The organism is Streptomyces sannanensis, from assembly GCF_039536205.1.
GTDB classification, from domain to species: Bacteria; Actinomycetota; Actinomycetes; order Streptomycetales; family Streptomycetaceae; genus Streptomyces; species Streptomyces sannanensis.
This window is the reverse complement of record NZ_BAAAYL010000001.1, coordinates 3,678,590-3,704,431: the sequence shown is the minus strand read 5'-3', so window position 1 is coordinate 3,704,431 and position 25,842 is coordinate 3,678,590. Positions and strand designations below refer to the sequence as shown.

Annotated in this window: 27 protein-coding genes, 1 tRNA gene and 4 pseudogenes; 15 read left to right on the top strand and 17 right to left on the bottom strand. The window is 69.7% G+C overall.

Translation table 11 applies throughout. The features are described from left to right. Positions 1–84: 84 nt before the first annotated feature. Positions 85–264: a hypothetical protein gene (locus ABD858_RS17520; protein ID WP_345038518.1), complete on the top strand. Its 180-nt coding sequence runs from the start codon at positions 85–87 to the stop codon at positions 262–264. A 435-nt stretch (positions 265–699) separates the two neighbouring features. On the opposite strand, the gene ABD858_RS17515 is transcribed toward ABD858_RS17520, so the two are convergent. The 4 genes from ABD858_RS17515 to nth form a co-directional block, all read right to left on the bottom strand. Next, on the bottom strand, positions 700–2,055 hold the full coding sequence (locus ABD858_RS17515) for a 6-phospho-beta-glucosidase (protein ID WP_345044633.1): 1,356 nt from the start codon (positions 2,053–2,055) through the stop codon (positions 700–702). Next, positions 2,052–3,251 carry a MarP family serine protease gene (locus ABD858_RS17510; RefSeq protein WP_345038516.1) on the bottom strand — a complete coding sequence of 400 codons (1,200 nt, stop codon included), beginning with the start codon at positions 3,249–3,251 and terminating at the stop codon, positions 2,052–2,054. The genes ABD858_RS17515 and ABD858_RS17510 overlap by 4 nt, the downstream gene beginning before the upstream one ends. 61 nt (positions 3,252–3,312) lie before the next feature. Next, a complete protein-coding gene (locus ABD858_RS17505) occupies positions 3,313–4,008 on the bottom strand; it encodes an NUDIX hydrolase (protein WP_345038514.1) in 696 nt (231 codons plus the stop codon). Between the two features lie 53 nt (positions 4,009–4,061). Next, positions 4,062–4,961: an endonuclease III gene (gene nth, locus ABD858_RS17500; protein ID WP_425586216.1), complete on the bottom strand. Its 900-nt coding sequence runs from the start codon at positions 4,959–4,961 to the stop codon at positions 4,062–4,064. Between the two features lie 224 nt (positions 4,962–5,185). On the opposite strand from nth, the gene ABD858_RS17495 reads away from it, so the two are divergent. After that, positions 5,186–5,860 carry a Crp/Fnr family transcriptional regulator gene (locus ABD858_RS17495; RefSeq protein WP_345038512.1) on the top strand — a complete coding sequence of 225 codons (675 nt, stop codon included), beginning with the start codon at positions 5,186–5,188 and terminating at the stop codon, positions 5,858–5,860. A 53-nt stretch (positions 5,861–5,913) separates the two neighbouring features. On the opposite strand, the gene ABD858_RS17490 is transcribed toward ABD858_RS17495, so the two are convergent. The 5 genes from ABD858_RS17490 to sp36 form a co-directional block, all read right to left on the bottom strand. Next, entirely contained in the window at positions 5,914–6,798 is an 885-nt protein-coding gene (locus ABD858_RS17490) for an SPFH domain-containing protein (RefSeq protein ID WP_345038509.1), read from the bottom strand. 98 nt (positions 6,799–6,896) lie between these two features. After that, positions 6,897–7,727: an MBL fold metallo-hydrolase gene (locus ABD858_RS17485; protein ID WP_345038507.1), complete on the bottom strand. Its 831-nt coding sequence runs from the start codon at positions 7,725–7,727 to the stop codon at positions 6,897–6,899. Between the two features lie 3 nt (positions 7,728–7,730). Further along, positions 7,731–8,594, bottom strand: coding sequence for an NUDIX hydrolase (locus ABD858_RS17480; RefSeq protein WP_345038505.1), 864 nt, complete (start codon positions 8,592–8,594; stop codon positions 7,731–7,733). Between the two features lie 41 nt (positions 8,595–8,635). Further along, positions 8,636–9,106, bottom strand: coding sequence for a RidA family protein (locus ABD858_RS17475; RefSeq protein ID WP_345038503.1), 471 nt, complete (start codon positions 9,104–9,106; stop codon positions 8,636–8,638). Beyond that, on the bottom strand, positions 9,103–9,258 hold the full coding sequence (gene sp36 / locus ABD858_RS17470) for a Sp36 family protein (protein ID WP_345038500.1): 156 nt from the start codon (positions 9,256–9,258) through the stop codon (positions 9,103–9,105). The genes ABD858_RS17475 and sp36 overlap by 4 nt, the downstream gene beginning before the upstream one ends. A gap of 72 nt (positions 9,259–9,330) precedes the next feature. Here sp36 and bagA point away from each other — a divergent pair, with 72 nt between their 5' ends. Then, the gene (gene bagA, locus ABD858_RS17465) at positions 9,331–10,293 is read left to right on the top strand and encodes an ATPase BagA (RefSeq protein WP_345038498.1); all 963 of its coding nucleotides are present in this window, start codon (positions 9,331–9,333) and stop codon (positions 10,291–10,293) included. Then, the gene (bagB, locus tag ABD858_RS17460; RefSeq protein WP_345038497.1) at positions 10,290–11,600 is read left to right on the top strand and encodes an ATPase BagB; all 1,311 of its coding nucleotides are present in this window, start codon (positions 10,290–10,292) and stop codon (positions 11,598–11,600) included. Before bagA ends, bagB begins: the two co-directional genes overlap by 4 nt. A 149-nt stretch (positions 11,601–11,749) precedes the next feature. On the opposite strand, the gene ABD858_RS17455 is transcribed toward bagB, so the two are convergent. Beyond that, complete coding sequence (locus ABD858_RS17455; RefSeq protein ID WP_345038495.1) at positions 11,750–12,097, bottom strand: WhiB family transcriptional regulator; 348 nt, start codon at positions 12,095–12,097, stop codon at positions 11,750–11,752. 371 nt (positions 12,098–12,468) lie between these two features. Here ABD858_RS17455 and ABD858_RS17450 point away from each other — a divergent pair, with 371 nt between their 5' ends. Beyond that, positions 12,469–14,685 (top strand): transglycosylase domain-containing protein, encoded by a 2,217-nt coding sequence (locus ABD858_RS17450; RefSeq protein ID WP_345038493.1) that lies wholly within the window; start codon positions 12,469–12,471, stop codon positions 14,683–14,685. A gap of 64 nt (positions 14,686–14,749) precedes the next feature. Here the strand turns inward: ABD858_RS17450 and ABD858_RS17445 are convergent, their stop codons facing one another. Next, complete coding sequence (locus ABD858_RS17445; protein ID WP_345038491.1) at positions 14,750–15,214, bottom strand: GatB/YqeY domain-containing protein; 465 nt, start codon at positions 15,212–15,214, stop codon at positions 14,750–14,752. Between the two features lie 76 nt (positions 15,215–15,290). Here ABD858_RS17445 and ABD858_RS17440 point away from each other — a divergent pair, with 76 nt between their 5' ends. Further along, positions 15,291–16,217 (top strand): metallophosphoesterase, encoded by a 927-nt coding sequence (locus ABD858_RS17440; RefSeq protein WP_345038489.1) that lies wholly within the window; start codon positions 15,291–15,293, stop codon positions 16,215–16,217. A gap of 100 nt (positions 16,218–16,317) precedes the next feature. Beyond that, positions 16,318–16,391: transfer RNA gene (locus ABD858_RS17435), tRNA-Pro, on the top strand. A gap of 83 nt (positions 16,392–16,474) precedes the next feature. On the opposite strand, the pseudogene ABD858_RS17430 reads toward ABD858_RS17435, so the two are convergent. Further along, positions 16,475–16,792: pseudogene (locus ABD858_RS17430) on the bottom strand (site-specific integrase); the annotation flags it as partial. 67 nt (positions 16,793–16,859) lie between these two features. On the opposite strand from ABD858_RS17430, the gene ABD858_RS17425 reads away from it, so the two are divergent. Continuing rightward, positions 16,860–17,171, top strand: coding sequence for a hypothetical protein (locus tag ABD858_RS17425; RefSeq protein WP_345044628.1), 312 nt, complete (start codon positions 16,860–16,862; stop codon positions 17,169–17,171). Between the two features lie 12 nt (positions 17,172–17,183). Here the strand turns inward: ABD858_RS17425 and ABD858_RS17420 are convergent. Together ABD858_RS17420 and ABD858_RS17415 are read right to left on the bottom strand one after the other, a co-directional pair. Beyond that, positions 17,184–17,902, bottom strand: a pseudogene (locus ABD858_RS17420) (GntR family transcriptional regulator). Then, complete coding sequence (locus tag ABD858_RS17415) at positions 17,784–18,419, bottom strand: ATP-binding protein (RefSeq protein WP_345038487.1); 636 nt, start codon at positions 18,417–18,419, stop codon at positions 17,784–17,786. The pseudogene ABD858_RS17420 and the gene ABD858_RS17415 overlap by 119 nt, the downstream one beginning before the upstream one ends. A gap of 178 nt (positions 18,420–18,597) precedes the next feature. On the opposite strand from ABD858_RS17415, the gene ABD858_RS17410 reads away from it, so the two are divergent. The 5 genes from ABD858_RS17410 to ABD858_RS17390 all read left to right on the top strand — a co-directional run bounded on the left by ABD858_RS17410 (position 18,598) and on the right by ABD858_RS17390 (position 21,863). Continuing rightward, the gene (locus tag ABD858_RS17410) at positions 18,598–19,512 is read left to right on the top strand and encodes a helix-turn-helix domain-containing protein (RefSeq protein WP_345044624.1); all 915 of its coding nucleotides are present in this window, start codon (positions 18,598–18,600) and stop codon (positions 19,510–19,512) included. Further along, a complete protein-coding gene (locus tag ABD858_RS17405) occupies positions 19,469–19,606 on the top strand; it encodes a DUF397 domain-containing protein (protein WP_345038485.1) in 138 nt (45 codons plus the stop codon). The genes ABD858_RS17410 and ABD858_RS17405 overlap by 44 nt, the downstream gene beginning before the upstream one ends. A gap of 270 nt (positions 19,607–19,876) precedes the next feature. Beyond that, positions 19,877–20,752, top strand: a complete 876-nt coding sequence (locus ABD858_RS17400) for a hypothetical protein (protein ID WP_345038482.1) — start codon at positions 19,877–19,879, stop codon at positions 20,750–20,752. A gap of 85 nt (positions 20,753–20,837) precedes the next feature. Then, entirely contained in the window at positions 20,838–21,548 is a 711-nt protein-coding gene (locus ABD858_RS17395; RefSeq protein WP_345038480.1) for a DUF433 domain-containing protein, read from the top strand. Positions 21,549–21,566: 18 nt separating this feature from the next. After that, on the top strand, positions 21,567–21,863 hold the full coding sequence (locus ABD858_RS17390; RefSeq protein WP_345038477.1) for a hypothetical protein: 297 nt from the start codon (positions 21,567–21,569) through the stop codon (positions 21,861–21,863). Here the strand turns inward: ABD858_RS17390 and ABD858_RS17385 are convergent. Continuing rightward, positions 21,860–22,035, bottom strand: a pseudogene (locus tag ABD858_RS17385) (SAM-dependent methyltransferase); the annotation flags it as partial. The gene ABD858_RS17390 and the pseudogene ABD858_RS17385 sit on opposite strands and share 4 nt — an antisense overlap. Before the next feature lie 59 nt (positions 22,036–22,094). On the opposite strand from ABD858_RS17385, the gene ABD858_RS17380 reads away from it, so the two are divergent. Then, positions 22,095–23,918, top strand: a complete 1,824-nt coding sequence (locus tag ABD858_RS17380; protein ID WP_345038475.1) for a S9 family peptidase — start codon at positions 22,095–22,097, stop codon at positions 23,916–23,918. A 116-nt stretch (positions 23,919–24,034) separates the two neighbouring features. Next, a pseudogene (locus tag ABD858_RS17375) lies at positions 24,035–24,406 on the top strand (Tn3 family transposase); the annotation flags it as partial. Between the two features lie 122 nt (positions 24,407–24,528). On the opposite strand, the gene ABD858_RS17370 reads toward ABD858_RS17375, so the two are convergent. Together ABD858_RS17370 and ABD858_RS17365 are read right to left on the bottom strand one after the other, a co-directional pair. Beyond that, the gene (locus ABD858_RS17370; protein ID WP_345038473.1) at positions 24,529–25,203 is read right to left on the bottom strand and encodes a hypothetical protein; all 675 of its coding nucleotides are present in this window, start codon (positions 25,201–25,203) and stop codon (positions 24,529–24,531) included. Next, complete coding sequence (locus ABD858_RS17365) at positions 25,200–25,775, bottom strand: RNA polymerase sigma factor (RefSeq protein WP_345038471.1); 576 nt, start codon at positions 25,773–25,775, stop codon at positions 25,200–25,202. The genes ABD858_RS17370 and ABD858_RS17365 overlap by 4 nt, the downstream gene beginning before the upstream one ends. Between the last annotated feature and the right edge of the window lie 67 nt (positions 25,776–25,842).

Sequence of the window (25,842 nt, the reverse complement as noted above, 5' to 3'; positions counted from 1 at the left end):
CGAACAGCCAAATGCCTGGCGCATAGGCCAATTGGCGGCCCCGAAAGCGGTTACGGACCTTGGGGCACGGGCACACGTCCGGGTATGGGCTGGATGCACGACTACGGTGACGCAGCACGCAACGGCCGCTCGGCCTCGGGACCAGGCCTCCACGAGAGAAGCGGAGCGCAGAGCCAGGGACCGGATGCCCGGCTCGGGATTCCGCGTATCCTCCGCCGCCGCGCCCGCTGGGTCTCGGCGCGGCTGCGACAGCGGGGAATTTAAGAGCTCGGTTCTCCCCCGGACTTCGTCCGGGGGACCCCCAAGGGGTGCTCGAGCCCCCGTCGGCTCACCCGCCAGAGCTGACCGGCCAGAGCTGACCGGCCAGTGCTGTGACCGGAAAGGTTCACCGGCTCACGACGCTCCCCCAGCTACCGCTGGGAGGTGCCCCCAGGCACGGCACCTCTCCCCCGTGGCCCTTCGGGCACGGGAGGTACCCCCACCGTTGTCGCATCGCGCGAGTACGGCCAAGTACGAGCTGCGATCCTCCGCCTTGCGATGCACCGCACCTGGGGGCACCTCTGGGGGCACCCCGGGGGCACCCTGGGGGCACCCTGGGGGCACCCCCAGCGGTAGCTGGGGGAGGTAGCTGGGGGAGGTAGCTGGGGGAGGTAGCTGGGGGAGCCGCGAGCTTCCCGGCAAACCTTTCCGGCCACAGCACTAGCGGAGGTACGCGAGCCCCGGGTGCGCCTCCTGGTAGCCGGCGAGCAGGCGTCGTGCCACCTGTACGGAGTCGACCAGCGGATGCAGGGCGAACGCCTTCACCGCCGACTGTGCGGAGCCGGACTCGGCAGCCTCGAGTACGCACCGCTCCACCGCCTTCACCGCGGCGATCAGGCCCGTCTCGTGGCCGGCCGGCTGTGAGACGGGCAGCGGGCGCGGCCCCGAGGCGTCGACCAGGCACGGCACCTCGACGACCGCGTCGGAGTCCAGTACGCCGATCGTCGCGCCGTTGCGCACATTGAGGACGAGTGTGGCCGTCTCGCCGCGCGCGATGGCCCGCATCAGGGCGAGGGCGACGTTCTCGTACCCGCCCGACTCCAGATCGTCCGCGGCACGCTCGCCCGCGCCCGAGACCTGCCGGTTCTCCGACATGTAGGTGGCCTCGCGCTCGGCGCGGGTGCGGTCCCAGGCCGCCAGTGCCCCGGAGCCGCCGCGGGCCATCTCGTCGTAGAAACGCGCCTGCCGGCCCAGCAGATACGCACCGCGGGTCTGCTCGGCTCGGCTGTACGCCGTCACGGCCTCGCGGGTGAAGTAGTAGTAGTGCAGGTATTCGTTGGGCACCGTGCCGAGGGAGCGCAGCCAGTCGGCGCCGAAGAGCCTGCCCTCCTCGAAGGAGGTGAGGAGGGCGTCGTCGGCGAACAGGCGCGGCAGCAGGTTCTCCTCGGCGCCGTCCGCTCCGACATACAGTCCGCGCAGCCAGCCCAGATGGTTGAGTCCGGAATAGTCGAGGCGTACGGAGGCGGGGTCGGCGACGCCGAGCACCCGGGCGACCCGGCGGGCCAGGCCCACCGGCGAATCGCAGATGCCGATGACGCGGTCGCCCAGGTGCCGGGCCATGGCCTCGGTGACCAGGCCTGCCGGGTTGGTGAAGTTGACGACCCAGGCCTCGGGGGCGAGCGCGGCGATCCGACGGGCGATCAGCTCCGCCACGGGCACGGTTCGCAGCCCGTACGCGACCCCGCCCGCGCCGACCGTCTCCTGACCCAGCACGCCCTCGGCGAGCGCGATGCGCTCATCGGCGGCGCGGCCCTCCAGACCGCCGACGCGGATCGCCGAGAAGACGAAATCGGCGCCGCGCAGCGCCGGGTGGAGATCGGTGGTGGCCGTCACCTCCGGCGCGTCGGGGACGTCGTGGGCCTGTTCGGCCAGGACCCGCCGGACGACGGCAAGCCGTCCGGCGTCGAGGTCGTGGAGGGTGACATGGGTGATACGGCCGGGCGCACGGTCGCGCAGCAGCGCGCCGTACACGAGGGGCACGCGGAAGCCGCCGCCGCCGAGGACCGTGAGCCTCACAGTGCGCATTCCTGGCTGTCGACCTGCTGGTTGGCGGTGCGGCCGCGCTCGATGTCCTCGCGTACCTCGTCGGCGGTCAGCGCGTACCCGGTGTCGGCGTCGTCGAGGGACTTGGCGAAGACCACGCCGTAGACCTTGCCGTCGGGGGTGAGCAGCGGGCCGCCGGAGTTGCCCTGGCGGACCGTCGCGTAGAGGGAGTAGACGTCACGCTGGACCGTGCCGTGGTGGTAGATGTCCGGGCCGTTGGCGTTGATCCGGCCGCGGACCCGGGCGGCGCGTACGTCGTACGAGCCGTTCTCGGGGAAGCCGGCGACGATGGCGCTGTCGCCGCTGTGTGCGTCGCTCTCGGTGAACTGGAGCGCGGGCGCCTTCAGGTCCGGGACGTCCAGGACGGCGATGTCGCGCTCCCAGTCGTAGAGGACGACCTTGGCGTCGTACCGCCTGCCCTCGCCCCCTATCTGGACGGTCGGCTCGTCGACGCCGCCGACGACATGGGCGTTGGTCATCACCCGGCGCTCGTCGAAGACGAAGCCGGTGCCTTCGAGGACCTTGCCGCAGCTGGGGGCGGTGCCCATGACCTTGACGATGGACTGCTTGGCCACCTGCGCGACCGGGCTGTTCTCGAGGGCCGGGTCGGGAGCCTGGACCTCGGTGATCGGCTCGTTGGCGAACGGACTGAAGACCTGTGGGAAGCCGTTCTGCGCGAGCACGGAGGAGAAGTCCGCGAACCAGGTGTTCGCCTGCTCGGGAAGCACTCGGGAGACGCCCAGGAGCACCTTGGAGCTGCGGACCTCCTTGCCGAGGGTGGGCAGTGAGGTTCGAGCGAGCAGAGTGCCGATGAGCCAGGCGACCAGCAGCATGGCCAGCACGTTCACCAACGAGCCGCCGGCCGCGTCCAGGACACGGGCCGGCGACCATTTGATGTGGCCGCGGAGTCTGCTGCCGAGGTGGGTGGTGAGGGCCTGTCCGACCGAGGCGCAGACGATCACGACGACGACGGCGACTATGGCGGCCGTGGCCGAGACCTTGGCCCCGTCGGTCAGCTGGTCCCAGAGAAAGGGCAGCAGATAGACGGCGACCAGACCGCCGCCGAGGAAACCGATCACCGACAGGATGCCGACGACGAAGCCCTGGCGGTAACCGACGACCGCAAACCACACGGCGGCCACCAGCAACAGGATGTCGAGCACGTTCACCGTCTCAGCCTCGCAAGTCGTCGCCGGTCGTCCACCGGCCGGGGTTCGGTCCGCCAGCCTGTCATGCGTGCCGGTCGAGCGGGACTTTCCTGGTCCGGTCCCAGGGGCGTTCCCAGCCGGAGAAGTGCAGAATCCGGTCGATCACACCTGCGGTGAAACCCCATACCAGGGCGGATTCGACCAGAAAAGCCGGGCCCTGATGACCGCTCGGGTGCACAACCGTCGCACGGTTGGCCGGGTCCGTGAGGTCCACCACGGGCGCAGTGAAGACCCGGGCCGTCTCGGCCGGATCCACGGCCCCGACCGGGCTGGGCCGGCGCCACCAGCCGAGGACGGGGGTGACGACGAAGTCGCTCACCGGGATGAACAGCCGGGGCAGCACCGCGAAGATCTGGACGCCCCTGGGGTCGAGCCCGGTTTCCTCCTGGGCCTCGCGCAGCGCGGCCCGCAGCGGCCCGGTGGTGCGAGGGTCTCCGTCCCCGGGGTCGAGCGCCCCGCCGGGGAACGCGGGCTGGCCGCCGTGCGAACGCAACTGGCTGGCCCGCTCCATGAGCAGCAGCTCGGGGCCCCGCTCGCCCTCTCCGAAGAGGACCAGCACGGCGGACTGGCGCCCGCCGCCGCCCTCGGGCGGAAGGAAGCGGCTCAGCTGCTCCGGCTCCACGTCCTCGGCGGCGCGAGCCACCGGGGTCAGCCACTCGGGCAGCCCCTCGGCCGTGACGGCCACGTCGCCGTCGTATGTCTCACTCGCGTGCGTCATAGGAACCCCCGTCCATCACAACGCGGCCATCGCCGCAGATCGTTCCGCGCCGTTCACCCGGCGGCGCCCAGCGGCGGGGCCGGGCGGCCGGGGTAGCCGGCCGGGGGCTTCAGGCGCTGGCCGGGCATACCCCCCATCTCGTACTTCAGAAGCTTCTTCGCCTTGTCCGGGTCGGTCTCGCCCTCTCCATACGCGGGGCACAGATGCGCGATCGGGCAGGCGCCGCAGGCCGGCTTGCGGGCGTGGCAGATGCGGCGGCCGTGGAAGATCACCCGGTGCGAGAGCATGGTCCACTCGCTCTTGGGGAAGATCGCTGCGATCTCCGCCTCGATCTTTTCCGGGTCCTCCTGCTCCGTCCACTTCCAGCGGCGGACGAGTCGCTGGAAGTGGGTGTCGACGGTGAGCCCGGGCACTCCGAAGGCATTGCCGAGCACGACGAACGCCGTCTTGCGGCCCACGCCGGGCAGCTTGACCAGGTCCTCGAGGCGGCCGGGGACCTCGCCGCCGAAGTCGTCCCTGATCGCCGCCGCAAGGCCCGTGATCGACTTGGTCTTGGCGCGGAAGAAGCCGGTGGGCCTGATGAGCTCCTCGACCTCCTCCGGGTTCGCCGCGGCGAGCTCCTCGGGCGTGGGGAAGCGGGCGAAGAGCGCGGGGGTGGTCTGGTTGACCCTCAGGTCGGTCGTCTGCGCCGACAGAACGGTCGCGACCAGCAGCTGGAAGGGGTTCTCGAAGTCCAGCTCGGGGTGGGCGTACGGATACACCTCGGCGAGCTCACGGTTGATCCGGCGGGCTCGGCGGACCATCGCCAGCCGGGATTCGGGCTTGGCGGAGGATTTTGTCGCTTTTGCGGCTTTCTTCGACTTCGTCGCCGCCTGTTCGCCCACAGCGGAATTACGGCCTGCGGTCACTCGTCCGGCCCCCTTGGCCTGCGCTCTCACCGGCGTATTGGACACCCGGCCAGCCTAAAGCCCGGCACTGACATCCGCCCGCGGCATGGTCCATCGGCTACCCGATCGGCCCCCTGCGGCACGACCCGGAGCGCCAGTACGTCAAACTTGTGATTGATTGCACGCTTTTTATATGCCGAACCTCCAGTGGTCGCCCCCCGGGACAGCACACTGACGTGCGGCATGATGGAGACCACGGTCCCCTGAGCAGGTCGACAAGGAGAGAACTCGTGGACGACGTTCTGCGGCGCGCCCCGCTCTTCGCGGCGCTCGATGACGAGCAGGCCGCGGAGCTCCGCGCCTCGATGAGTGAGGTGACTCTCGCACGCGGTGACGCACTCTTCCACGAGGGCGACCCGGGCGACCGTCTCTACGTGGTCACCGAGGGCAAGGTCAAGCTCCACCGCACCTCCCCCGACGGCCGCGAGAACATGCTGGCCGTCCTCGGTCCCGGTGAGCTGATCGGCGAGCTGTCCCTCTTCGACCCGGGCCCGCGCACCGCCACCGCGACCGCGCTCACCGAGGTCAAGCTGCTCGGCCTCGGCCACGGCGACCTCCAGCCCTGGCTGAACGCCCGCCCCGAGGTGGCCTCCGCCCTGCTGCGCGCCGTCGCCCGCCGGCTGCGCAAGACCAACGACCAGATGTCCGACCTGGTCTTCTCCGACGTTCCGGGCCGTGTCGCCCGGGCGCTCCTCGACCTGTCGCGCCGCTTCGGCGTGCAGTCGGAGGAGGGCATCCACGTCGTCCACGACCTGACCCAGGAGGAGCTGGCCCAGCTCGTCGGCGCCTCCCGCGAGACGGTCAACAAGGCCCTGGCGGACTTCGCCCAGCGCGGCTGGCTGCGCCTGGAGGCGCGTGCCGTGATCCTGCTGGACGTAGAACGCCTCGCGAAGCGCTCGCGCTAGTACCTATGCGAAGGGGGCGCCCGGCAGTGTGCCGGGCGCCCCCTTCGCGCACATCAGCGCTTGCTGCCGTCCACGATCAGCGGGTTGCCGCCGCCCGAGCCGCACGGCACGGCGTACACGGGGTTCTTGGCGGAGGCCTCCTTGTAGGCCTCGATGCACTGGTTCAGCAGGACCTTGTCGGTGAGCGATTCGTTCAGGATCTTGTTGGCCTTGGCGATGCCGTCCGCCTCGATCCGCCGACGCTCGGCCTCCGCCGCGGCCGTACGGGCCGCCTCGGTGGCCCGCTCGGTGGCCTGCTGCTGCTGGATCTTGCGGTCGATCTGGTCCTGGAGCTGGTCCGAGGGCTTCACATTGCGCAGGTTGACGGTGGTGACGGCGATTCCGCGCGGCGCCAGCCGCTCCTTGATCAGGTCGGCGATCTCACCGTTGATCTTCTCCCGGGCCGAGGAGTAGCCCTCCTCGCTGGTGTGACGGGCGAAGACGTTGCGCACGATCTCCCGGCTGTCCGGGTAGACCAGCCGCTGCTGGATCGCCGACTCGCTGCCCGCGAGCTTGTACAGCTCCACCGCCTTGGACGGGATCACCGACCACTTCACGGTCACCTCCGCGTACATCACCCCGCCCTGCGAGGAGCGCACCTCGACCACGTCCTTGTCGGACAGATTGAGGTCCACCGGCCGGGTGGAGAAGTTGGTGACGGAGGTGAACGGCGAGGTGAACTGTATGCCGGAGGTCATCGGCGACCCGACCTTGCCGAAGGTCACCGGTACACCCACCTCATAGGCGCTGATCACGGTCACACAGCTGGCGATCACGAAGAACAGCCCCGCGATCACCGCGCCCGCGGCGCCCAGTTTCAGCTTCGTGGCGTCGTTCGAGCGTCCGACGAAGAACAGCACCGCCGCGGCGATGAACAGAATGACGGCCAGTACGAACACGGAAAGTTCCCCCCAGGAACGGTGAAAGAGTGCGCGCCGCTCTCAACGGCGCATGCGGAGCGTAGGACACAGGAGAGAGCGTCTCCGTGTCCGGGTCCTCAGATCAGGCCGTGCTCCTTCAGATACTCCATCTGCGCCCGCACCGACAGCTCGGCCGCGGGCCACAGCGAACGGTCCACATCGGCGTAGACATGGGCCACCACGGCCGCCGGGGTGGTGTGACCGTTCTCGACGGCCGTCTCGACCTGGGCGAGACGGTGGGCGCGGTGCGCGAGGTAGAACTCGACCGCCCCCTGGGCGTCGTCGAGCACCGGACCGTGGCCGGGCAGGACCGTGCGGACGCCGTCGTCGACGGTGAGGGAGCGCAGCCGACGCAGCGAGTCAAGGTAGTCGCCGAGCCGCCCGTCGGGGTGCGCCACGACCGTCGTACCCCGGCCGAGGACCGTGTCCCCCGTCAGCACCGCCCGGTCCGCCGGGAGGTGGAAGCAGAGCGAGTCCGCGGTGTGCCCGGGAGTCGGCACGACGCGCATCTCCAGGCCGCCGACCCCGACGACGTCACCGGCGGCCAGCCCCTCGTCGCCGAGCCGCAGCGCCGGGTCCAGGGCACGTACGGGTGTGTCCGTCAGCTCGGCGAAACGGGCCGCGCCCTCGGCGTGGTCCGGGTGGCCGTGGGTGAGCAGGGTCAGCGCGACGCGCTTGCCGGCCTTCTCGGCGGTGGCGATGACGTTCCGGAGGTGTCCCTCGTCGAGCGGGCCCGGGTCGACGACGACCGCCAGGTCGGAGTCCGGCTCGGAGACGATCCAGGTGTTGGTGCCGTCGAGCGTCATCGCGGAGGGGTTCGGCGCGAGGACATTGACGGCGCGGGCGGTGGCAGGCCCGGACAGCACCCCACCGCGGGGCTGCCCGGGCAGCGCGGCTGCGTCGGTCATGCTTCAGGCGCCTTCCGTGGGGACGTGCTTGGTGAACTCGTCGTGGCCGGGCCAGCTGAGCACCAGCTTCTCGCCCTCCAGCCGGGCCTGCGCGAGCACGGGCGTCAGATCCCGGTCCGCCGCGGCCGAGAGGGCCTTCGCGGCCGCGTCGTACGGCGTCAGCTGCCGCAGCGTGGAGATGGTCGGCGGCATCATCAGCAGCTCACCCCTGTCGTACCGCTCTGCGGCCTCCGGGGGCCGGATCCACACCGTGCGGTCGGCCTCCGTCGAGGCATTGCGAGTGCGCTGACCCTCGGGCAGCGCGGCCACGAAGAACCAGGTGTCGTAGCGGCGCGGCTCGAACTCCGGGGTGATCCATCGGGCCCACGCGCCCAGCAGATCGGACCGCAGCACCAGACCGCGCCGTTCCAGGAAGTCCGCGAAGGACAGTTCCCGGCCGACCAGCGCCAGGCGGTCGGCCTCCCAGTCCTCGCCGGTCGTGTCGCCGACCACGGTGTCCGGGGTCTCGCCGGCGAGCAGAACGCCCGCCTCCTCGTATGTCTCGCGCACCGCCGCGCACACGATGGCCTGCGCGGACGCCGGGTCCACACCCAGCCGGTCCGCCCATGCCTCCCGCGAGGGCCCGGCCCAGCCGACGCCGTGGGCGTCGTCGCGCGGGTCGACACCGCCGCCCGGATACGCGTACGCGCCCCCGGCAAAGGCCATGGAGGCGCGTCTGCGCAGCATGTGTACGGCAGGACCGGCCACGGAGTCACGCAGCAGCATCACCGTCGCGGCCCGTTTGGGGGCCGCGGGGGTGAGCTCACCGCGAGCAAGCGCGCGGATCCTGTCGGGCCACTCGGGCGGATACCACTGACCATTCGCCATGGCCGGAGGCTATCCGTTACCGGCTGGATGTTCGAGAGGAGTCAGCCCTGGACGAGCTCGACCTGGATCTCGACCTCGACCGGCGCGTCCAGCGGCAGCACCGCGACGCCGACCGCGCTGCGGGCGTGCACGCCCTTGTCGCCGAGGACCTCGCCCAGCAGTTCGCTGGCGCCGTTGACGACGGCCGGCTGGCCGGTGAAGTCCGAGGCCGACGCGACAAAACCGACGACCTTCACGACTCGGGCGATACGGTCCAGGTCGCCCGCGACCGACTTCACGGCCGCCAGCGCGTTCAGCGCGCAGGTACGCGCCAGGTCCTTGGCCTCCTCCGGGGTCACCTCGGCACCGACCTTGCCGGTGACCGGAAGCTTGCCGTCCACCATCGGGAGCTGGCCGGAGGTGTAGATGTACGGGCCCGACTGCACGGCCGGCTGGTAGGCGGCCAGCGGCGGCACGACCTCGGGCAGGGTCAGCCCCAGCTCGGCGAGCTTGGCTTCTACTACGGCGCTCATGCCTTCTCCCGCTTCAGGTAGGCCACCAGCTGCTCGGGGTTGGGACCGGGGACGACCTGGACGAGCTCCCAGCCGTCCTCGCCCCAGGTGTCCAGAATCTGCTTCGTCGCGTGCACGAGGAGGGGCACGGTCGAGTATTCCCACTTGGTCATGGAGCCGACTGTAGCCGCTGTCACTGTCGGCCTCCTGCTTCAGTCCCCGTACGACTGGTTAGGCTCCAGGGCGTGAGCAGGCTCCAGGTCGTCAGCGGAAAAGGCGGTACCGGAAAGACCACGGTGGCCGCGGCACTCGCGCTCGCCCTCGCGACGGAGGGCAGACGCACCCTCCTCGTCGAGGTCGAGGGCCGGCAGGGCATCGCGCAGCTCTTCGAGACGGAAGCCCTTCCGTACGAGGAGCGCAGAATCGCGGTCGCCCCGGGCGGCGGGGAGGTGTACGCCCTCGCCATCGATCCCGAACTGGCGCTGCTCGACTACCTCCAGATGTTCTACAAGCTCGGCGGAGCCGGCCGCGCGCTGAAGAAACTGGGCGCGATCGACTTCGCCACGACCATCGCACCGGGCCTGCGGGACGTACTCCTCACCGGCAAGGCCTGCGAGGCGGTGCGCCGCAAGAACAAACGCGGCCGGTACTCCTACGACTACGTCGTCATGGACGCCCCACCCACCGGACGCATCACCCGATTCCTCAATGTGAACGACGAGGTGGCGGGCCTCGCCAGGATCGGCCCGATACACAATCAGGCCCAGGCCGTCATGCGGGTCCTCAAGTCGCCCGAAACCGCAGTGCACTTGGTGACCCTGCTGGAGGAGATGCCGGTCCAGGAGACCGCCGACGGTGTCGCCGAGCTGCACGAGGCCGCGCTCCCGGTCGGCAATGTCTTCGTCAATATGATCCGCCCGCACATCCTCGACGAGGAGGCGGTACGCGCCGCGGCCAACGACCACCGGGCCGCCGTGGCCGCCGCGCTCTCCCGGGCCGGTGTACGCGGCGGCAAGCAGCTGGTCGGTCCGCTGCTCGAACAGGCCGCGGAACACGCCCAGCGGGTCGAGCTGGAGCGCGAGCAGCGGACCGTTCTGTCCGGGCTCGGTCTTCCTTCCTACGAACTCCCGCTGATCGGCGAGGGAGTGGACCTGGCCGGTCTCCATGAACTGGCGACGGAACTGCGCAAGCAAGGGGTGGGCTCATGACACCGAGGACGGCTCTCGCTCTGGAGATCGACCCGCTCCTCGACAACCCGGAGATCCGCATCATCGTGTGCTGCGGGGCCGGCGGCGTCGGCAAGACCACAACAGCGGCCGCGTTGGCCGTCCGGGCCGCGGAACGCGGCCGCAAGGTGGTCGTCCTCACCATCGACCCGGCGCGGCGGCTCGCCCAGTCCATGGGCATCGACTCGCTGGACAACACCCCGCGGCGGGTGCCGGGGGTGAACGGCTCAGGAGGCGCATCGCACAGCGATTCCGACAAGGGCGATGGCGGGCGACGGGCGGGAGAACTGCACGCCATGATGCTCGACATGAAGCGCACCTTCGACGAGATCGTCGAAGCCCACGCGGATGCCGAACGAGCCCGGGCGATCCTTGAGAACCCCTTCTACCAGTCCCTGTCGGCCGGTTTCGCGGGCACGCAGGAGTACATGGCCATGGAGAAGCTCGGTCAGCTGAGCGCGCGGAACGAGTGGGACCTCATCGTGGTCGACACCCCGCCGTCGCGCTCCGCGCTGGACTTCCTGGACGCGCCGAAGCGGCTCGGCTCCTTCCTGGACGGCAAGTTCATCCGGCTGCTGATGGCCCCCGCGAAGATGGGCGGACGGGCCGGGTTGAAGTTCCTCAACGTCGGCATGTCGATGATGACCGGCACGCTCGGGAAGCTGCTGGGGGGACAGCTGCTGCGGGACGTACAGACCTTCGTGGCGGCCATGGACACGATGTTCGGCGGCTTCCGCACCCGCGCGGACGCCACCTACCGACTGCTCCAGGCGCCCGGCACGGCCTTTCTGGTCGTCGCCGCGCCGGAGCGGGACGCGCTGCGTGAGGCGGCGTACTTCGTGGAACGGCTGGCCGCGGAGAAGATGCCGCTCGCCGGGCTCGTACTCAACCGGGTCCACGGCAGTGGCGCCGCCCGGCTGTCGGCCGAGCGGGCACTGGCCGCGGCAGAAAATCTTGATGAAGGCCGCATTGTGGATCAGAAGGCCGGGAAGGCTCAGGGTCGTGACCGCGCGGACTCGGTCCCCTCTCCCGAAACGTCCGACACCGAGAACGACCCCACCTCCGACCACACAGCACGCCTGACGGCAGGTCTGCTGCGGCTTCATGCCGAGCGGATGCACGTACTGGCACGCGAACGGCACACGCGCGACCGCTTCACCGCACTCCACCCGGAGGTCCCGGTGATCGAGGTCGCCGCGCTTCCGGGCGACGTACACGACCTCGCGGGCCTCCGCCAGATCGGCGCCCTCCTGGCCGACGGCACACCCAGCCCCGCCGTCGGCACCTGACACCGCTCGGCACGCCGCCGTCCGGAAGGCCGGCGGCGTGCCAGGGGGAAGCCGTGTGACGCCCGGCGCCAATGCACCGCCGGGCAGCAGGCACGGGGCAGCGACGCGCGGCGGCTGTCCGCGGCACTCGCCCTGGCGCAGCCGGGCTGTCAGCCCACTGCCGCGTACGACTCCTCGTACGCCACTTCTGCCGCCACCGGTACGGGCAGGTCACCCGTACCCCGCTCGTACTCCGTACGCGCGGTCTCCAGCAGTCGGCGCCAGGAGGTGACGGTGGGGCGCCTGCGCAGCAGTGCGCGGCGCTCCCGCTCGGTCATGCCACCCCATACGCCGAATTCGACGCGATTGTCGAGCGCATCGGCCAGGCACTCGGTCCGCACCGGGCATCCGGTGCACACCGCCTTGGCCCTGTTCTGCGCTGCCCCTTGAACGAACAGTTCATCCGGATCCGTCGTGCGGCAGGCTGCCTGCGCACTCCAGTCGGTTACCCAGCCCATGCCGGCGCCGTCCTCTCCCGAATCGGGGCTCCCCCACGGCGACAGCGGCATATTCACCGCTGCCAGTTGAGGACGTTACGGAAGGTGGACACAGCGCAACACCCCCTTCGGGCCCAATCTTGAATGGCCCGAACGGACTATGCGTACGCGGCAGATCACCCAACGGAGTGACCTGAGGACATATCAGACGAACCCGGCATTTCATGACGGGTCGGTTGAGTCACAACGGGCGCCGAATGACGCATGGGGCGGAACCGGACACGGCTCCGACGCGGGGAACTTGATGCGCGGTCACACAGTTGTGACAGTTGGGAGCAGCTTAGGCGAACGCATATACGCGTGTCCGGCGAATGAGAACGTAGGCTTCCTCCATGCCAAAGAAGCGCTCGGGCGGAGGCCTGACCGGGACCCAGCAAGCCGCCAAGTTCCTCGGGGTCAGCGTGCTCTCCGGGGCAGTGCTGGCGGGTATCGCCCTGCCTGCGGCCGGGGCAATCGGACTCGCGGCCAAGGGGACGGTCGAGGGCTTCGACGAAATCCCCGCCAACCTCAAGACACCTCCCTTGAGCCAGCGCACCACGATCCTCGACGCCAAGGGCGATCAGATCGCCACCGTCTACTCACGGGACCGCACGGTCGTCCCGCTCGAGGACATCTCCCCGTACATGCAGAAGGCGATCGTCGCGATCGAGGACGCCCGCTTCTACGAGCACGGGGCGATCGACCTCAAAGGTGTGCTGCGCGCGATCAACCGCAACGCGCAGTCGGGCGGTGTCGCCCAGGGTGCCTCGACCCTCACCCAGCAGTATGTGAAGAACGTCTTCGTGGAGGAGGCCGGCGACGACCCCGACAAAGTCGCCCAGGCCACCCAGCAGACCCTCGGCCGCAAGGTCCGCGAGCTGAAGTACGCGATCCAGCTCGAGGAGGAGCTGGGCAAGAAGAGGATCCTCGAGAACTACCTCAACATCACCTTCTTCGGCCAGCAGGCCTATGGCATCGAGGCCGCCTCCCAGCGCTACTTCAGCAAGCACGCCAAGGACCTCGATCTGGGCGAGTCCGCGATGCTCGCCGGCCTCGTCCAGTCGCCGAGCCGCTTCGACCCGGTCAACGACGCGGAGGAGGCCACCCAGCGGCGCAATATCGTGCTCCAGCGGATGGCCGAGACCCACAGCATCACCCAGGCCGAGGCCGACCAGGCCAAGGCCAAGCCGATCCGGCTGAACGTCAGCAGGCCGAAGAACGGCTGCATCACGGCCGTCAAGGATGCGGGCTTCTTCTGCGACTACGTACGCGAGACCTTCCTCAGCGACCCGGTCTTCGGGAAGGACCGGGAGGAGCGCGGCAAGATCTGGAACCAGGGCGGCCTGACGATCCGCACCACCCTGGACCCGCAGGCCCAGAATTCCGTACAGGAGTCGATCAAGGATCACGTCAACCAGGACGACAAGGTCGCCACCGCCGTGACCCTGATCGAACCGGGCACCGGCAAGGTCCTGGCCATGGGACAGTCCAAGCCCTACGGCTTCGGGAAGAACGAGACCCAGATCAACTACTCGGTCGACAAGGACATGAGCGGCTCGAACTTCGGTTTCCCGACCGGTTCGACCTTCAAGCCGTTCGTGGCGGCCGCGGCCATCGAGCAGGGCATTCCGGCGACGAAGACCTACTCCTCTCCCTACGAGATGTCGTACCCCAGCCCGATCAAGACCTGTGGCAAGCCCTTCAAGAACACCGACGGGGACACCGCCGAGAACGAGAACCGGTCCGAGGTCGGCCCGTACGGCATGAAGGAGGCGATGGCCAAGTCGGTCAACACCTACTTCGTGCAGATGACCGGCGAGATCGGCATCTGCCCCATCGTGGAGATGACCGACAAGCTCGGCGTCAAGCAGGGCGACGGCAAGAAGCTGCCCCAGGTGCCGTCCATCTCACTCGGCTCCCAGGGCGTCTCCCCGCTGACCATGGCGAACGCCTACGCCACCTTCGCGAACCGCGGCACGTACTGCACGCCCGTCGCCATCGAGTCGATCCAGGGACCGGGTGGCAAGAGCCTCGCGGTGCCCCAGACCAAGTGCACCCGGGCCATGTCGGAGCAGACCGCCGACACCGTCAACACCCTGCTGCGCGGCGTGATCGACTCCGGTACGGGTGAGGCCGCCGGCCTCCAGAGCCGCGACAGCGCGGGCAAGACCGGTACCACCGACCACCGCAAGAACGCCTGGTTCGTCGGCTACACCCCGAACATCTCCGGTGCGGTCTGGGTCGGCAGCGCCTCCCAGCAGGTCCATATGGAGAACATCACCATCGGCGGCGTGTACCACCCCAAGGTGTACGGCGGTAAGGTCCCCGGTCCCATCTGGAAGGACGCCGTGACCGGCGCACTGGAGGGCAAGGACGCGCCCTCCTTCGTCAACGTCCACATCCCCGACCCCGAACTGGACTGGGACCTGGACGAGGACGAGTACGACGGCCCCGACAGGCGCCCTCACCGCAACCGCCACCGCGGCGGGAACGACAACAAGCCCGGCGGCACTCAGCCCTCCCCCGACCTCCCGTTCTCGCCGGACGTCATCGGCGGCAACAACGGCTGACGCCCGTACGCGAAGGGGCGCCCGGTGATCACCGGGCGCCCCTTTCCGTTGTGGGAACGAGCCGTCAGCCGGCCAGCAGCTGTTTGACCACGGCGGCCACCCGGCCACCCTCCGCGCGGCCCGCCACCTTCGGGTTCACGATCTTCATGACGGCACCCATCGCACGCGGGCCCTCCGCACCGGCCGCCCGGGCCTCCTCGACGGCCTGCGCGACGATCCCGTGCAGCTCCTCGTCGGTCAGCTGCTTCGGCAAGTACGCGTCCAGCACCTCGCCCTCGGCCCGCTCCCGCTGCGCCTGCTCCGGACGGCCGCCCTGCTCGAAGGCGTCGGACGCCTCGCGGCGCTTCTTCGCCTCCTTGGCGATCACCTTCTGCACCTCGTCGTCGGAGAGCTCACGCGCGGTCTTGCCCGCGACCTCCTCCTTGGTGATGGCGGCGAGGGTCAGCCGGAGCGTCGAGGAGCGCAGCTCGTCGCGCTCCTTGATCGCGTGGGTGAGGTCTTCCTGAAGCTTGGCCTTGAGCGTGGTCATGACCCCAGTCTGTCAGGTACGCCGGTGGAGACGCCCGCTCATTTCGCGGTGATCGCGGGTCTGACACGATAAGCACATGCGCGCACGCTACGGAGTACCCCTGGGAATCACGGCAGCCGTCGCGGGCGGCCTCGTCTACGCCGCCGGCTTCGAAGCCCGCTCCTTCCGGCTCCGGCGGATCACCGTGCCCGTCCTGCCGCAAGGAGCGAGGCCCCTGCGCGTACTCCAGGTGTCCGACATCCACATGGTGTGCGGACAGCGCAAGAAGCAGCGCTGGCTCCGGTCGCTCGCCGGACTGCGGCCCGACTTCGTCGTCAACACCGGTGACAACCTGTCCGACACCGAGGGCGTGCCCGAGCTGCTCGACGCACTCGGCCCGCTGATGGAGTTCCCCGGCGTCTACGTCTTCGGCTCCAACGACTACTACGGGCCCAAGCTCCGCAACCCCGCCCGCTACCTGGTCGAGAAGGCCCGCGGCCGGCACGGCCTCAACGGCAACGCGCCCGCCGTGGGCGTGGTGCACAACCCCTGGGAGTCGATCCGCGACGCCTTCGACGACGCAGGCTGGGTCGGCCTCAACAACACCCGCGGCCGGCTCAAGATCGACGGCATGGAGATCGCCTTCACCGGCCTCGACGACCCGCACATCAAGCGGGACCGCTACGAGCGCGTAGCCGGCGGCCCCGCCCCCGACGCCGACTTCTCCATCGGCGTCGTCCACGCCCCGTATCTGCGCTCCCTCGACGCCTTCACCGAGGACGGCTACCCCCTGATCCTCGCCGGCCACACCCACGGCGGCCAGCTGTGCATCCCCTTCTACGGGGCGCTGGTCACCAACTGCGACCTGGACACGGACCGGGTCAAGGGCCTCTCCGCCCACCACGCCGGCGGCAACCGGTCATACCTGCACGTCTCGGCCGGCTGCGGCACCAACCGCTACACCCCGGTCCGCTTCGCCTGCCCGCCCGAGGCCACGCTGCTGACTCTCACGGCGCGCGACTGACCCCCTGGCCGGGCCCGCCAGGGGCTCGGCGATAACCGGATTTCGTCTACGGGCGCGGGTCCGCTAAAGTAATCGATGTCGCCGCGAGAGCGGATGACATCGGGGTGTAGCGCAGCTTGGCAGCGCGCTTCGTTCGGGACGAAGAGGTCGTGGGTTCAAATCCCGCCACCCCGACAGAGAAATACCAGGTCCGGCAGCTACTCACATGAGTAGCTGCCGGACCTGTTTCGTCTGCGTGTCTACCGGTTCCCGCGTGTCTACGGCCGCTGCGGATCAGCGCCGAAGATCCCGTCCATGACCACGGCGCCGGTCTGGATCACGGGCCGAATCTGCTTCCGGTAGACCTCCTCGGTCACGGCCGTACCGGAGTGCCCGACGAGCCGGGAGATCACGGGACGCCCCGGCGGGACAGCGACGCCACGGTCGGACAGCAGGGAAACGAAGCTGTGCCGGAGCTCCCGGGGCGTCCAGTCGTCGGCGTTGATCCCGTCGATGCCCTTGAGCGCCTGGCGGAAGGCACGGCGGACGTTGGCCGCATACAGCGACTTGCCCACGGCCGAGGAGAAGACGATGCCCGCGACCACAAACTCGGTTTACCGAGGGGGCTCGGTCGGCCAGGCTGGGATCATGCCTCGCAGAATCATGTTCGTGCAGCTCAAGACGGGATATGACACCGACCGCGGCCCCTCGTGGATCGGGTGGGTGGACTTCTCCAAGACCTGGAGAACGGCCTACTTCCGGGGGCGAACGCTGCGGCGTGCTACGGGTCTCGGCTTGTTCGACGCAAACTTCTACGACGCCGAAACCGACGAGGCGTTCTGGATCTCCGGACCGAAGCGCGACCGGAGCGACACACGGTACGGGCCGGAAGAGCCGACCGTAGAAAATGACGCCGCAGACGCTTACCGAGCGTTCCTCCAGGGGGCACCGCTTCCCGGCCGAGAAGACGGCTAGCCATAGGCCGAGTCAGTTCAAGCGGTAAGTGTCTTCCAACTCCTGCCGATCAGCGGGAAGCAGCACGTCGGAGACCTGCAGCGCTTGTCCGGACGCGTCGCACGCGACGACCAGGACACTGAGGACGGGAACGCCGTCCGGAAGGTCGAGAAGCTCGGCTTCGGCACGCTCAGGCAGGCGGGCCGAGACCCGTTCCGTCACGTGGTCGAAGCAGACCTTCTTCCGCGTCTCCAGGTGCTCACGGGTACTGCCGTTCAGCCCTCGACCAGGCCGGCGGGGAAGTACGACGAGACCAGCTCGACCGGTTCGCCGTCCTCCTCGACCAGGAATCGGCGCGTGAGGATCTTGGCCCGCTTGGGCAGCCCGAGCACGGAGGCGACCCGCGCCGGAACGGGCACGTAGCCGACTTCGACCAACCGCCCGGGAGCTTGAGACCCGTCGCGCGTGAGCGCTTGGTGCCCCCGGCGGTCCTGGTTCTCGACGACCGCCGGGCGCCCCCGCACGATCGTGCCCTACCCCTGCCGGGACTCGAGCCAGCCGTCCCGCTTCAGCAGCTCCAGCGCCCGGACGACGGTCGGGCGGGACATCCCGAAGGCCTGCACCAGCTGGTTCTCACTCGGTACGCGGGCGCCGGGCGCATACGTGCCGTCCTCGATACGACGCTGAAGCGTCTGCGCGAGGCGCACGTACTTCGGTGGCTCCACGCACGGAAGCTTCAGGCGGCTGACCATGTGAGCGTTGATGAGCGTCGATCGACACCTCGGCCCAGACCGTCTTGCCCACGGGATGACGAGGCGTCGAGCCCCAGCGCACGGCCAGGACGTCCACCAGGAGCAGGCCACGGCCCGACTCGCCGTCGGGGTACGACGAGGGCGGGCGGACGGGCGGCCGTTTCGCGGTGGCGGCGTCGGCGACCTCGATCCGGACCAGGCCCGACACCTCGTCGAGGCCGAGCCGGAGACGGAAGTCGTGCCCCGGTACACGGCCGTGCTGCACGGCGTTCGCGGCGAGTTCGCCGACCACAAGGGCGACCGTGCACGAGGCGTCCGACGCCGGCGGGTGTCCCCACTCCTCCATGCGCCGCACCGCGAGGTGTCGGGCGAGCCTCGCACCTCGGGCTGAGGAGGCGAACTGCGCGGTGAGCGCCGGGTGCTCAGTGGCTTCGCCGTCCAGCACGACGGCTTCCGCCGCAGGGGCTTCGGTGCTCCTTCGGGGTTCTTCGCCTGAGGTGATCGTTCCTGTCAGCACAGCGTGTCCGTCCTTGCGTGTGGAGTCCTGGGGCGTCCCGCGATGTGCGCGAGTCGTCACGTTCCGTACTCAAGAGTCGTCAGGTGGCCCTACGCTCGGAAGGTGACACAGCCTTACCTTTCGGTTCGTAAGGAACGGAAGTGACGCCTTGGCCAACGGAATTGACCCCAGTACGTCGATGGCGGCGCTGTTCGGTGCACGGGTGCGCAGACTCCGTACGGCGGCCGGGCTCACCCAGGCCGAACTCGGCCGTATGACGCACGTGGTGAGCACACGGATCACGCAGATCGAGCGGGCCTCCGGGGCGAGACCGACGCTGGAACTGGCACGGACGCTGGACGCCGTCCTCGGCGCGGACAACCTGCTGGTCGAGCTGTGGCCGTATGTGTACCGGGAGGCGTTCCCGGACTGGTCGCGGGCGTTCATGGCGTACTCGGAGCGGGCGGTGTCCATCGGAGAGTACGCAGCGCATGTGGTGCCCGGTCTGCTTCAGACCGAGGCGTACGCGCGGGCCGTTCTGAGCGTCGGCCTCACGCTCAGCAGTGACACACAGTTGGAGGAGAGGGTCACTGCGCGCATGGGACGCCAGGGGCGGCTCGGCTCAACGGATCGACCGGCCCTGTGGGTCGTCCTCGACGAGGCGGTACTGAGGCGTCCGGTCGGTGGTCGTGCCGTGATGCGTGAGCAGTTGGAGCGACTGCTTGAGGCCGCAGCGGAACCTCACATCACCGTGCAGGTACTGCCGTTCGACCAAGGTGAGCACGACGTGATGGGCGGCTCGCTGACGATTCTCACGCTGCCCGACGGCTCGGAGGTCGTCTACACGGAAGGCGCGCACCACGGTCAACTCATCGAGGATCCAGCCGAGGTCAGGAGGTTTTCCGTGACCTACGATCGGCTACGGGCCGCAGCCCTGCCCCCGCTCATGTCACTCGACATGATCCGATCCGTGATGGAGGACAACCCCCGTGGAGCGAAGGTCCCGTCCCGATCTGAACGGCGCCGCGTGGCGCAGGAGCAGCTACAGCAATCAGGAGGGCGGCAATTGCGTGGAGGTGGCCGACGGGTTCCCCGGCGTCGTGCCGGTCCGTGACAGCAAGGTCCCGACCGGTCCCGCCCTGGCCTTCGAAGCCGGCTCCTGGGCAGCGTTCATAGGCGAGTTGAAGGCCGGCCGCCACCGCGTCTGAGCCGACCAGGCCCCGGTCACGCCCCGCCTTCCGGGTCCGCCGGATCCTTGTCCGCGAGGGTCCGGCGGGCCGCTGAACTCCCAAAGAACCGGGGAAAGAACCACCCGCCCACCCACCCTCCCGGCCCATGTCACCCGTCCGAGTGACCGGCTTGCAGGGGCGGGACCAGGACGGTTACGTTCACCGCGACAACCGCAAACAGATACGGCCCCCGGCCGGGATTGCCGTCCCGATCGAGGGCCTGACCGATCAGGAAGCAGAACCTTCCCGATGGCTGAGCCGCAGTCTAACGCGCGCCTGCGCGCCGACGCCGGAGCTCCGACCTCCGGCGTGATCCACGTACGCACCCGCCTCACGGCCGACTTCACCGTGATCTCCAACGCCCTCGCGCAGCGGCGCGGCAGCGCGGTCACGGTCGGCGTGGCGGTCTACATCCTCTCGCTGCCCAGCGGCACACCCGTGACGATCGCCGCCCTGTGCGAGCACTTCACAGAGGGCGAGATCCTGATCTCGCGGGCGCTGAGGGAACTCGAAGAGGCCGGATACCTGGAGCGCCGCCGCGAGCGCCTGCCCACCGGGCAGATCCGTACCCGGACGTACTTCTACGACGTGCCCGGCGGTGATCCGGATCCGGACGGGCCTCCCGAGCCGCCGAAGCCGCGTCGGCCCCGGAAGCAGCCCGCCGTTGCGGCGGCCACGCCCGCAACCGTGCAGGAAACGGTGCACACACCCACGCAGTCCGAGGCGGAGACGCCGATCCCGCTCGCCGACGCCGACCCACAGGCGGTCGCCGTACTCGCCGCCCTGCGCCGGGTCGATCCGCGTCTGATCCTGTCCGGGCAGGAGGCCGCCCGGCTGGCACCGGCCGTCGCCCAGTGGCTCGCGGCGGGCGTGGGAGCACCCCAGATCACCGAGCTGCTCACCGCGAGGCTCCCGGACCGTTTCCGGGCTCGTCCGGCAGGCATCCTCGCCTTCCGCCTACGCGAGACACCCCTGCCCGTCCCACCCCCGCCGGCGCACCCCGTGGACCGCGCGGCCGTCCTGCCCTTCCAGACCTGCGACGGCTGCGACCGAGCGTTTCGCGCGCCGGAACCCGGACGCTGCCGGGACTGCCGAGCCGGGAACCACCTTCGTGCGGCCGGCTGAGCCGGTGGCCGGGTGTGCGGTCGACCCGCAGGTGGGAGGCTTGGTGTGCGACGATGCGCAACCCGGCATCACGAGGAGTTGGGGCATGGTCGACAGGTTCAAGGACGGACTTCTGACGCCCACGGAAACGGCCTCCTACCTTGAGATTCCGCAGTCGACGCTCACGTCGTGGCTGAAGGGCAAGGCCGCCGGAGCACCTCTGGTCCACCAGGTGGAGCCGGTACGAAAGGGACAGCCCTCGGTGCCTTTCATCGCGGTTGCCGAAGCACACGTCCTTCGTTCCCTGCGCTCCCTGGGTCTCCGTATGAGCGAGATCAGGGAGGCGGCTGCCGCCGTACGGGATGCCTTCGACACCCCCTACGGCCTCGTGTCCAAGCGGATCGCCACGGACGGCGTGGACATCTTCATCGAACATGGTTGGGGGGATCTCCGCAGAGCTCGCGACGGCCAGGTCCCCATCCAGGAAGTGGTCTCCGACTATCTCCGCTACCTCATCTGGGAGCCGGGCGACGACTTCCCCTCCAGCCTGCGGCTGAGGCAGTACCCGGAATCTGTCCCCGTCGTGATCGATCCGAGGTTCGGTCATGGTCTGCCCGTGGTGGCCGCCAACCGGGTCACGGTCAAGGCCATCACCGACCTGTGGGAGGCCGGGGAGACCGTCGAGGACATTGCGTACGACTACGACATGACGCCTGAGCAGGTGGATGCGCTCTGCCAAGCAGTGGTGCACCTTGCCGGGCCGGGCGATGCGCGTCCGGACGGGCGGAAGCGACTGGGCGCGCCTACGGTGGTCTGAGAGCGAAGGAGGGCCGTAATGAAGCAGCACTTCGTCTGGATGACCACGCGCCGCATCAGGCCGGACGCTCTGGAGGAATTCGAGAGGGCGTGGCGGCCGGAATCCCACCCCGAGGGCATGAGCCGCGCCTTCGCGTACTGGTCGGAGGACGGCCAAGAGGTCATCGGGGTGTCGTTCTGGGACTCCAAGGAGTCGTGCGATGTCTGGCGCGCCTCGGATCACGAGACCCGGAGGCGCGAGGCGATGGCCCCGTTCATCGAGGAGGAGAAGGAGGCCTTCTACCGCGGGCGTGAACTCGTGGTGCCCGAAGGCTAGTCGGCCGGCTTCGACGCGCGCAGCGAGTACATCAGGGGATGCGGGGACGGTCCGCCGGGAAGCGGTAGTACGAGCCGTCGCGCTCCAGGGTGCCGAAGCGGGCAAAGAGCGAGGCGTCGTGCTCGTGGAGGAAGTCGATGCGCATGCCGGCCACGGCGAGGGCGGAGACGACCGGAAAGTTATCCACAGGCTGCGGACCGTGTCGGCGGATTGTCGCGGCACCCCCGCAGAATGGGGGGCATGACTGAGATCACCGGCATGACCGGGACCACACCGAGGTGGGAGCAGCGGTTCAGGGCGCCGCGCGTCGGGCTGCCCGACTGGGCGGAGGACGCCCCGGACCGTTCACTGTTCGTGTCCAACGCGACGGGGACGTTCGAGCTGTACGCCTGGGACCGCGCGTCGGGCACGCAGCGGCAGGCGACCGACCGGCCGAACGGCACGACGGACGGTGTGCTGACGCCGGACGGCGAGTGGATCTGGTGGTTCCGGGACTCGGACGGGGACGAGTTCGGGATCTGGATGCGGCAGCCGTTCCACGGCGGCGACGACGAGCCGGCCGTCGCGGGGCTCGAGCCGTCGTATCCGGCGGGCCTGGCGCTGGGGCGGGACGGCACGGCGGTGATCGGCCGGTCCACCGACGAGGACGGCACCACGGTCCATGTCGTACGGCCCGGACAGGCCCCGGCGGAGATCTACCGGCACCGGGAGTCCGCCGGGGTCGGCGATCTGTCGCACGACGGGACGCTGATCGCGCTGGAGCACACCGAGCACGGGGACGCGATGCACTCGGCGCTCCGGGTCGTGCGGCTCGACGGCTCGGTGGTCGCGGAGCTCGACGACACCAAGGGCGGAACGGAGGAGCTGGGCCTGGAGGTACTCGGCTTCGCACCTGTCGACGGCGACACCCGGCTGCTGGTCGGGCACCAGCGGCGCGGGCGCTGGGAGCCGATGGTGTGGGACGTCGCGTCCGGCGAGGAGACCGACCTGGCGCTCGACCTGCCGGGCGACGTCTCCGCGGAGTGGTACCCGGACGGGTCGGCGCTGCTGATAGCGCACAGCTTCGAGGCGCGCAGCGAACTCTGGCGGTACGAGCCGGCGACCGGGGAGCTGACGCAGGTCGAAACGCCCGCCGGGACGGTGTCCGGGGCGACGGCCCGGCCGGACGGCGCGGTGGAGTATCTGTGGTCGTCGGCGGCGCTGCCGCCCGAGGTGCGGTCCACCTCGGCTCCCGTCGTGCTCGACCCTCCGGGGGCGAAGGCACCGGGGTCGGTGCCGGTGAAGGACGTATGGGTGGAGGGCCCCGGGGGCCGTATCCACGCGCTGGTGCAGAAGCCGGAAGGTTCGGGTCCGTTCCCGACCGTCTTCGACATACACGGCGGCCCGACCTGGCACGACAGTGACGCCTTCGCATCCGGCCCGGCGGCCTGGGTCGACCATGGCTACGCGGTCGTCCGGGTCAACTACCGCGGCTCCACGGGGTACGGCCGCGCGTGGACCGACGCGCTCAAGCACCGGGTCGGGCTGATCGAACTGGAGGACATCGCGGCGGTGCGCGAGTGGGCCGTGGCCTCCGGCCTCGCGGACCCGGCGAAGCTGGTGCTGTCCGGCGGCTCCTGGGGCGGCTATCTGACCCTGCTCGGGCTCGGCACCCAGCCGGACGCATGGGCTCTGGGCCTCGCGGCGGTGCCGGTGGCGGACTACGTCACGGCGTACCACGACGAGATGGAGGCCCTGAAGGCGATGGACCGCACCCTGCTGGGCGGTACGCCCGAGGAGGTGCCGGAGCGGTTCGAGGCCTCGTCGCCGCTGACCTATGTGGACCAGGTGCGCGCGCCGGTCCACATCTCGGCGGGCGTGAACGATCCGCGCTGCCCGATCCGGCAGATCGAGAACTATGTGGACCGGCTGGTGGCCCGCGGCGCGGTGCACGAGGTGTACCGGTACGACGCGGGCCATGGATCGCTGGTGGTGGAGGAGCGCATCAAGCAGGTACGGCTGGAGCTCGACTTCGCCGCGAGGCATCTGGGTACGCCGGGGACAGCGGGGTCCTGATCGCCCGGGCCGGGCGGCGGCCCCGGGGCCGCCGCCCGGTTTTTCGGGCGCGGGGCCAGGGGCCGGGCTGCGGCACGGGCCGTACGAGGTCGTGCTCGCCGCGGGTTCGGCGTGGCTTCGACACCGTGCGCCCTTTCCTCTCCCTGCTCGGCGAGTCGGACGCGCTGGGCGCCGCCCCGGCCGGGTGACGCATCCTCAAAGCGGTCCGCCGACTGCCCGCTCTCTCGCGCCGCCGGGTCAAAGACCGGCCGCTGCTGCCCCGCGAGATCGACGCCGAACCGGTGCCCGCGGTGTGAAAGCGGGTGGTGTTCTCCAACACCAAGCTGCCGCAGGGCTCCGTCGACCGTGACGCGTACGTGGTGTGCGTGCTGGAGCAGCTGCACCGCGCCCTGAACCAGCGCGACGTGTTCGCCGCACCGTCGAACCGGTGGGCGGACCCGCGCGCCGGGCTGCTGGACGGCCCGCGGTGGGAGGCGATGCGCACGGAGCCTCCGGGCGAGTCGGGGACCTGTTCGGGCATCCGTGATCAGCCAGGTAAGGGACGCCCGAACGGTGCCGATGACGGACTGCGCCGGCGAGGGCCAAACGTTGGCAGGTGCTGCCCCGCCTTCTACCGCCCGGAGTGAATAAGGTCCGGCTCGGCGGGCACGCAGTCCGGGCCTGGGCCGCTCACCAGGGAGGCCACGATGATTTCGTAGGCGTGGGCGGGGGCGGTTTTGGCGAGCGGGAAGACGATCTCCAGGTGCTTGTCCGCAGGTATCTTGTCGGTTCGGACATGGAGGACGAACTCGCGGCTCCTATCCCACCGCACCACCGAGGAGACCCAGAGAGACCCCGGGTCGGGGCGTGCCGTGCCGGACGTAGTGGGGGCACTCGGCGGGCTGTACGGCGGTGCGGAGCAGTCAGGGTCGCCGGCGTAGACGCGGCTGTTGACGCCGAGCTTGTCCAGGTCCTTCTCGAGTTTGGCGGGGTCGATCTTTCCGGACGGGTTGACGACAGTGAGCTCGACGGTGCCGTCGTTGGCGGTCTGCAGGGTGTAGGCGGCTGCGGTCTGGGAGGGCAGGACCGTCAGGGCGATACCTGCTGCGGCTGCGGCCAGGCCCGCGGGGAGTGCGATGCGCACCCCGAGGTTCCGGCGTTTGTCGGTGCGGCGTGACATGGTCAGCCAACTGTTCATCAGGTGTTCCTCACGCTGGGGCTGGCGGCCGGCGGGGAAGTCGCGTTCGGCGGGCACTGGCAGCATGCGACGCAGTGCCTGCATGTCGTCGTCCTGGTCCCGGTTCATCGCGCTTTCCTCTCGTGCGGCTCGACCGCGTCGGTGCGGTCACCTGTTAGCTGCCAGCCTGCAACCGCGGGTTCCATGGGGAGAGCAAGATTTTTTCGAGCGAGTCCGTCTAATCTTCTTCGGGCCCTCGACAGACGGGATCGGACCGTGCCCACAGGTACGCCAAGCGCCTGCGCAGCCGCCGTGTAGTCCAGCCCGGCCCACACGCACAACGCCAGCACCTCACGGTCGGATCGCCCTAGGCGGTCCAGGACCTGGCGCACTGCGGCAATCCGCTCCTGGTCCTCCAGCCGCCCGACCACCTCATCGGCGAAGTCCGGCAGCAGTCCGGGAGCCGGCATGCGCTCCATCAGCGCCTGGTGCCGCCGGGCAACCCGCCGGCGCCGATGGACCACATAGTTTGCTATCCCCAGCAGCCAAGGGAGCAGGCTTCCGCCGTGCGGCTCGGCCTTCTCCCGCAGCCGCCACGCCTCGAGAAAGACCAGCGAGGCGCAGTCCTCCGCCCCCGCCCAGTCCCCGGTCAGCCGGAAGCAATGGTTGTACACCGCCTTGCCGTGCTCGCGGAACAGCACGCTGAAGGCGCCCTCATCACCTGCCCGTATGCGGGCCCGAAAACCTGGATCCATACCTATCTCTGCC